This is a genomic window from Klebsiella sp. GB_Kp056, assembly GCF_040064755.1.
In the GTDB taxonomy this organism is placed as follows: domain Bacteria; phylum Pseudomonadota; class Gammaproteobacteria; order Enterobacterales; family Enterobacteriaceae; genus Klebsiella; species Klebsiella quasipneumoniae.
In genome coordinates, this window is record NZ_JBEAJA010000055.1 from 168,306 (window position 1) to 175,030 (window position 6,725).

General features: G+C 59.8%; 7 protein-coding genes. 1 reads left to right on the forward strand and 6 read right to left on the reverse strand.

The window, feature by feature from the left end; translation table 11 throughout:
• Nucleotides 1-103: 103 nt before the first annotated feature.
• The gene (gene leuA / locus ABLV52_RS17860; protein ID WP_065883423.1) at nt 104-1,780 is read left to right on the forward strand and encodes a 2-isopropylmalate synthase; all 1,677 of its coding nucleotides are present in this window, start codon (nt 104-106) and stop codon (nt 1,778-1,780) included.
• Here leuA and ABLV52_RS17865 read toward each other — a convergent pair.
• From ABLV52_RS17865 to ABLV52_RS17890, 6 genes are all read right to left on the reverse strand, one after another.
• Nucleotides 1,759-2,526 carry a helix-turn-helix transcriptional regulator gene (locus ABLV52_RS17865; RefSeq protein ID WP_032456498.1) on the reverse strand — a complete coding sequence of 256 codons (768 nt, stop codon included), beginning with the start codon at nt 2,524-2,526 and terminating at the stop codon, nt 1,759-1,761. The two genes, leuA and ABLV52_RS17865, sit on opposite strands and share 22 nt — an antisense overlap.
• Nucleotides 2,527-2,578: 52 nt before the next feature.
• Nucleotides 2,579-3,094, reverse strand: a complete 516-nt coding sequence (gene luxS / locus ABLV52_RS17870; RefSeq protein ID WP_023290759.1) for an S-ribosylhomocysteine lyase — start codon at nt 3,092-3,094, stop codon at nt 2,579-2,581.
• A 156-nt stretch (nt 3,095-3,250) separates the two neighbouring features.
• Nucleotides 3,251-4,807 (reverse strand): glutamate--cysteine ligase, encoded by a 1,557-nt coding sequence (gshA, locus tag ABLV52_RS17875; RefSeq protein ID WP_348890702.1) that lies wholly within the window; start codon nt 4,805-4,807, stop codon nt 3,251-3,253.
• A 66-nt stretch (nt 4,808-4,873) separates the two neighbouring features.
• Entirely contained in the window at nt 4,874-5,302 is a 429-nt protein-coding gene (locus ABLV52_RS17880; protein ID WP_317588864.1) for a YqaA family protein, read from the reverse strand.
• Nucleotides 5,299-5,865: a fructose-1-phosphate/6-phosphogluconate phosphatase gene (gene yqaB, locus ABLV52_RS17885; protein ID WP_004205690.1), complete on the reverse strand. Its 567-nt coding sequence runs from the start codon at nt 5,863-5,865 to the stop codon at nt 5,299-5,301. The genes ABLV52_RS17880 and yqaB overlap by 4 nt, the downstream gene beginning before the upstream one ends.
• 125 nt (nt 5,866-5,990) lie before the next feature.
• Entirely contained in the window at nt 5,991-6,305 is a 315-nt protein-coding gene (locus ABLV52_RS17890; RefSeq protein ID WP_023290762.1) for a BON domain-containing protein, read from the reverse strand.
• Nucleotides 6,306-6,725: the final 420 nt, after the last annotated feature.

Genomic DNA, 6,725 nt, shown 5'->3' on the forward strand with positions numbered 1-6,725 from the left:
TACGGCGTCAGGTTGTCCAGTTCTCGCTAGTTTCTGTCTCGTTTGCGAAAGCCCGCCAGCCGGCGCTCGGGCAGGATAAAGGCTGACTATTAAGGAGAACACTATGCTGAGCCATCCTGCTGAAAAGTACCGTCCCTATCCGCCGATTACCCTGCCCGACCGCCGCTGGCCGGACCGGCAAATCAGCCACGCCCCGCGCTGGCTGTCGACCGACCTGCGCGACGGCAACCAGGCGCTGGCGGAGCCCATGGACAGCGCCCGCAAACTGCAGTTCTGGGATCTGCTGCTGGAGTGCGGCTTTAAAGAGATTGAGGTCGCCTTCCCTTCCGCCTCGCAAACCGATTTCAACTTTGTCCGCCAGCTGATTGACGAACAGCGCATCCCGGAGGAGGTCACTATCCAGGTGCTGACTCAGGCGCGGGACCCGCTGATCCTGCGTACCTTTGAAGCGCTGCGCGGCGCCCGTCGGGCCACCGTCCACCTCTACAACGCCACCGCGCCGCTGTTCCGCGAACTGGTTTTCGGCATGGACAAGGCCGAGGTGATCGCCCTCGCGACCCGCGCCACCCGGCTTATCCGCCAGCAGTGCGAACAACAGCCGGAGACCCGCTGGCAATATGAATATTCGCCTGAAACCTTCTGCTTCACCGAACCGGCGTTTGCGCTCGAGATTTGCGAAGCGGTGGCGGACGTCTGGCAGCCCTGCGCCGAGCGACCGATGATCGTCAATCTGCCGGCGACGGTGGAGGTCAACACCCCCAACGTCTATGCCGATCAGATCGAGTACTTTTGCCGCCACTTCTCCCGCCGCGGCGAGGTCTGCATCAGCGTGCATCCTCACAATGACCGCGGTACCGGCGTCGCCAGCGCCGAGCTGGCGGTGATGGCCGGCGCCGACCGGGTGGAAGGCTGCCTGTTCGGCAACGGCGAACGCACCGGCAACGTCTGCCTGGTGACGCTGGCGATGAACCTCTACAGCCAGGGCGTCGACCCTGAGCTTCGCTTCGAGCAGATGAACCGGGTGGTGGAAGTGGTGGAAAACTGCAATCAGATCCCCGTGCACCCGCGCCACCCGTGGGCGGGAAGTCTGGCCTACACCGCTTTCTCCGGCTCCCATCAGGATGCGATCAAAAAAGGGTTTGATGCCCGTCAGCCTGGCGACCCATGGCGGATGCCCTACCTGCCCATTGACCCGCAGGATATTGGCTGCAGCTATGAGGCGGTGATCCGCGTCAACAGCCAGTCGGGGAAAAGCGGCAGCGCCTGGCTTATCGAACAAAATCATGGTCTGAAGCTGCCCCGCGGGCTGCAGCAGGACTTCAGCCAGCACGTTCAGCAGGCCACCGATAGCGACGGCAAAGAGATGACCCACCATGCGCTGTGGCAGCTGTTCCGCACGCGCTACGGGCTGCAGGCGCAGCCTGCGCTGACGCTGGTCGATTATCAGAGCGCCAGCCAGCAGGATGGCCAGCTGTCCCTGCAGGCGACGCTGCGTCACCACGGCGAAACCCGACGCCTGCAGGGCCAGGGCAACGGCCTGCTCTCCGCCGCCGCCAGCGGCCTCAGCGCGCTGTTTCGGCAGCCGTTTATGATCAAGGACTATCATGAGCATACCCTCGGCGCGCGCAGCGACAGCCGGTCGGTGGCCTATATCCGCTGCGTTTTTCCGCAAGGAGAAAGCTACTGGGGCGTGGGTATCGATAATGACGTGGCGCGCGCCTCGCTGCAGGCGCTGTGCAATGCGCTCAGCGCCGCCGATCAGGCCGGCGGACGAAAATAGTCGCTGGGGGCGACGCCCATCACCCGACGAAACATGGCGCTGAAGGCGCTGTGGCTGCCGTAGCCCAGCTCCAGCGCCACCCGCAGCACGGAGTGGCCCTGCGCCAGGCGAATCAACGCTTCCATTAGCTTCGCCCGGCGCACCCACTCGCGCCACGTCAGGCTAGTCTGCTGCTGAAAATGGCGGTTCAGGGTTCGCTCGCTCATGCTGCACGCCTTCGCCGCCTGGCTGCTGCTCCAGACGTCGCCCGGCGCCTCGCGCACCTGCTGACACAGCCGGCGCAGCGTTTCGCTTTGCGGCTCCGGCAGGCCAAACGGCAGGATCGCCATCCCGCGGATCTCATCGAGGATCAGCTCATAAATCCGTTCGTCGCGGCTGGCGGGGGCATAGCGCTCGGCCAGCGCCAGGGAAGAGACGATCAGTTCCCGCAGCAGCGGCGTGATCTGTACGATCTGGCAGCCCGCCGGAAGATCGGCGCGCGCCAGCGGATCGATAAACAACGTACGCGCCGCGACGTTGCCGGTCATGCGCAGCGCGTGGGGCGTTCCCGCCGGCAGCCAGACGCCGCGCCCGGGCGGCACCACCCAGTAGCCTGCCGGCGTCGCCACCCGCACCACGCCGCTTAAAATATGCAGCAGCTGGGCGCAGTCATGCTGATGCCAGTCTTCCTGGTCACCGTGAGCGTAATCATGGGCAAAGGGCACCAGCGGGCGGTGCTGAAAGGAGAAGGTGGTGGTGGTCGTCATGGCGGCGTCGGGAGAGCGGCCCGGCGACAGGCGTCGGGCCGCGGCGGAAGCACTAGATGTGCAGTTCCTGCAGTTTTTCTTTCGGCAACGCCAGTTCGTCGTTGCTGTTGATGCGCACATCGCGCTCAATGATATGACGAGCGATCTCCTGCGCCTCTTCCAGCGAGTGCATGGTATAGGTCCCGCACTGGTAGACGTTCAGCTCCGGGATCTGGTTCTGATCTTGCACCTTCAGCACGTCGGCCATCGCCGCTTTCCAGGCGTCGGCGACGCGCTGCTCGTCCGGCGTACCAATCAGGCTCATATAGAACCCGGTGCGGCAGCCCATCGGCGAAATGTCGATAATTTCCACGCCATTCCCGTTCAGGTGATCGCGCATAAAGCCGGCGAACAGGTGCTCCAGGGTGTGGATACCGCGCTCCGGCATCACTTCCTGGTTCGGCACGCAGAAGCGCAGATCGAATACGGTGATTTCATCGCCATGCGGCGTGTTCATTTTCTTCGCGACACGCACCGCTGGGGCTTCCATTCGGGTATGGTCGACTGTGAAACTATCTAACAACGGCATTCGTCACCTCCGGGAGTGAATTTTTTTAAAATAAAATGAACTCTTTGTTCAGCCGCGAGTCTCAGTATATGAAAGACGCGCATTTATTATCATCATCATCCCTGAATCAGAGATGAAAGTTTGGCCACAGTGATGTGGCCTTTTTCTTTTCCAGCGCTACGCGTGCCGCGCCAACAGCGCCTCAAACGGCTCGCTGTCTTCCGCTTCTACTTTCTTCTGTCGCGCCACCGACGCGTCGCGCTCGGCGATGAAATCTTCTTCGCTCAGGATCTCCAGCGGCTCTTCACGCAGCTGGGTCCGGTAACGATCGGCCAGCGCACGGCCGGTTCCGCCAATCCCTTCTTCAATCATAGAACGCAGAATGCGGGCTGAGAAGGTTAATTCCGGATCGTCAAAACAGGCCAGCAGCTCATCGCAGACCTGTTGATAGGCCTCGCCGCCGTGAATGCTGTCCAGCGTCTGCGCCACGCGGCGTAAATCGCGGAACAGATCTTTACCTACCTGCGCCAGCGGGAACTGCGCGCTTTCGCAGCCGATGCCCAACGTTAAGCCCGGCTTACGGCCTTCCAGAATCACCCGATTCCAGTTGGTGCGAGTGCACAGCAGCTCATCGCTGCTCATCTCCGGCGCGTCGGCCAGCGCGCACCAAACCATAAACAGATCGAGGAAACGCACCTGCTGGGCGTCAACGCCGATCGGCGAGAACGGGTTGATATCCAGCGAACGCACTTCAATGTACTCAATGCCGCCGCGCAGCAGCGCATCGGACGGGGTTTCGCCCCGACGGGTGACGCGTTTCGGGCGGATCGGCGCATAGAGTTCGTTTTCAATCTGCAGGATATTGCTGTTGATCTGCAGATACTTACCGTCTTTTTCCAGCCCGATTTTGGCGTACTCTTCCGACGGCGTTTTAATCGCGCGCTTCAATCCTGCCACATACTCGTGCAGATCGTTAAACGTAATTCCGAGATTGCTTTGCGACTTATTGGTATAACCGAGGTCGCTGAGGCGCAGCGAGGTGGCGTACGGCAGGTAGTACATGCCGTTGCCCGTCTCCTCAAAGGGCAGCGTCGTCGGCTTACCTTGCAGGAATGAAGAGCAAATCGCCGGCGAGGCGCCGAACAGATACGGGATCACCCAGCCAAAGCGATAGTAGTTACGAATCGTGCGGAAATAGCCTGCTGAAATGGCCTCTTTCCCGCTTTCAGCGTCTTCCACACCGCACTTCGCCTGCCAGAACGTCATCGGCAGCGAGAAGTTATAGTGCACGCCGGAGATAGTCTGCATCAGCGCGCCGTAGCGGTTCTTCAGCCCCTCGCGATACAGCGTTTTCAGGCGTCCCACGTTAGAGGTGCCGTACTGCGCCAGCTCAATATCCTGACCGGGGGCGATATAGCAGGGCATGCTCAGCGGCCACATCCGCTCGTCACCGATATGACGCGCGGTATAGCGATGGACATCGCGCATAAAGGTCAGCATATGCTCAATATCGCCGTCCACCGGCGTAATAAATTCGAGTAAAGCTTCGGCAAAATCGGTGGTAATCCATTTATGCGTCAGCGCTGAGCCTAACGCCAGAGGGTGACCGGTCGTCGCCAGCGTACCGTCTGCGTTCACGCGCAGCGTCTCCCGCTCCAGACCACGTTGAATACCCTGCAGGGCCTGCGGATGTTTTTCCAGCCAGGCCAGCGCCTGTGATACGTCCGGGATCAATTTGACCTCCCGCCTGTCGAAATCGTTTGAATAAGCATAATTGTAATGGATGAACTATCAGTCCAATTAGTGCCACCACGTCATGCCCTGAAGCGTCGCTGCCGCAATGACGATATAGCGCAGCGCCTTTCCAAGGCATAAGAAAAAGAGTACCGGTCCCCAGGAAATGCGCATCCATCCCGCCAGCAAACACAGTAAATCGCCGACAACCGGCGCCCAGCTTAGCAACAGCGTCACTGCGCCGTAGCGCTTAAGCCAGCCGGCCGCCCGCTCCTGCCAGCGCGAGGTTTTACGCAGCGGAAACAGGCGCCCCAGAATAACGTTAGTTACCCCTCCAAGGCTATTGCCGATTGTTGCTATTAATACTAACCACCACGGATGACTACCCCCCGTAAGAAGCATCGCAACCAGCACAACCTCCGAATTGCCGGGAAGCAGCGTGGCGCTTAAAAAGCTACTGGCAAACAGCGAGAGGAGTGACAGCGCGTCGCTCACAGCAAACGCACGTCTACAGCGTCCATTCCCGCGCGCTTCGCCGCCTGCAGACCAAAGTCGGCATCTTCGAAGACCACGCATTTTTCCGGCGCGACGCCCATGCGCTCGGCGCACAGCAGGAAGGTATCGGGCGCGGGTTTATGGTTGACCACATGATCGGCCGCCACCACCGCGGAGAAGTAATGACGCAGGCCCAGGTGCGCCAGCAGCGCTTCGGCGACGGCGCTTTCACTACCGGTGCCGACCGACATCGGGCGACGGCCGTGCCACGCTTTGACCACCTCGATCAGCGGCAAGGGGCGTACGCTATCCAGCAGCATCGCCTTAACGGCCAGGGTTTTTTCCTGCGCCAGGCGATGTGGATCGAGATCCGCCTGGTTGAGTTCAATAATCGCCTGGGCAATCCGCCAGGTCGGTGAGCCATTGAGGGCGACCATCGCCTGTTCGTCGAAACGCATACCGTAGCGGCCCAACACCTCGTTCCATGCCTGACGGTGGGTCGGCTCGGTATCGAGGATGGTGCCATCCATATCAAAGATCAGTCCTGCGTAACCTTCGTACATCGTCTTCTCACCAACCGGTTAATGAATGGTTACTGTAACGCAAAAGCCGGTCGTTGTCGCGGCCAGCGGCGCAGACGACAAAGGCGCCCACAGGCGCCTTCAGGCATTAGACCGGATAGCCGGCCTTATTTAATACGCAGATCGTTTTCGACCATTCGCACACCCTGCACCCGACGGGTGACTTCCACCGCCCGTTTAGCGCTTTCCGCGGAGGAGACAAATCCGCTCAGCTGGACGCGGCCTTTAAAGGTCTGGACGCTGATTTCAGAGGACTTGATGTCTTTATCGTTAAAGAGCGCCGTTTTCACCTTAGTGGTCACCACGGTATCGTCAATGTAACCGCCGGTACTTTCTTTGGTGGACGAACCGGCACAGCCAGCGAGGACCGTCGCCACCAGCAGCGTCGCGCAAAAAGCAGGTATTGCTTTGAACCATTTCATGGATTTCTCTCCTTGCATTTATCTCAGCCTGATAACGCTGATATACAAGGATAAATTATAGTGGAAAGCGCGGCTTGCCAATAAAAAAGTCGGATGAAACTGGGATGAAAAACGCGGTTATCGGGATGGCGAGGGAAGCGTGAAGAGGGTGCCGTTGCTTACGCAACGTTATCCTCCCTGGTGCTGGCGATAATTTCGCAGACCATGAAACAACATTTTCGCTGTTGCTAAGGAGAATATGGTGCATCCGGGAGGATGACTCGGCTGCGCCTCGCCCTTCGGGCCGTTGCTTACGCAACGTTATCCGCCCTGGTGCTGGCGATAATTTCGCAGACCATGAAACAACATTTTCGCTGTTACTAAGGAGAAGATGGTGCATCCGGGAGGATTCGAACCTCCGACCGCTCGGTTCGTAGCCGA

What these genes read in the sequence shown, in the direction of transcription:
- ABLV52_RS17865 (WP_032456498.1), bottom strand. Translation starts at nt 2,526, where the DNA reads ATGACGACCACCACCACCTTCTCCTTTCAGCACCGCCCGCTGGTGCCC.
- luxS (WP_023290759.1), bottom strand. Translation starts at nt 3,094, where the DNA reads ATGCCGTTGTTAGATAGTTTCACAGTCGACCATACCCGAATGGAAGCC.
- leuA (WP_065883423.1), top strand. Translation starts at nt 104, where the DNA reads ATGCTGAGCCATCCTGCTGAAAAGTACCGTCCCTATCCGCCGATTACC.
- ABLV52_RS17890 (WP_023290762.1), bottom strand. Translation starts at nt 6,305, where the DNA reads ATGAAATGGTTCAAAGCAATACCTGCTTTTTGCGCGACGCTGCTGGTG.
- yqaB (WP_004205690.1), bottom strand. Translation starts at nt 5,865, where the DNA reads ATGTACGAAGGTTACGCAGGACTGATCTTTGATATGGATGGCACCATC.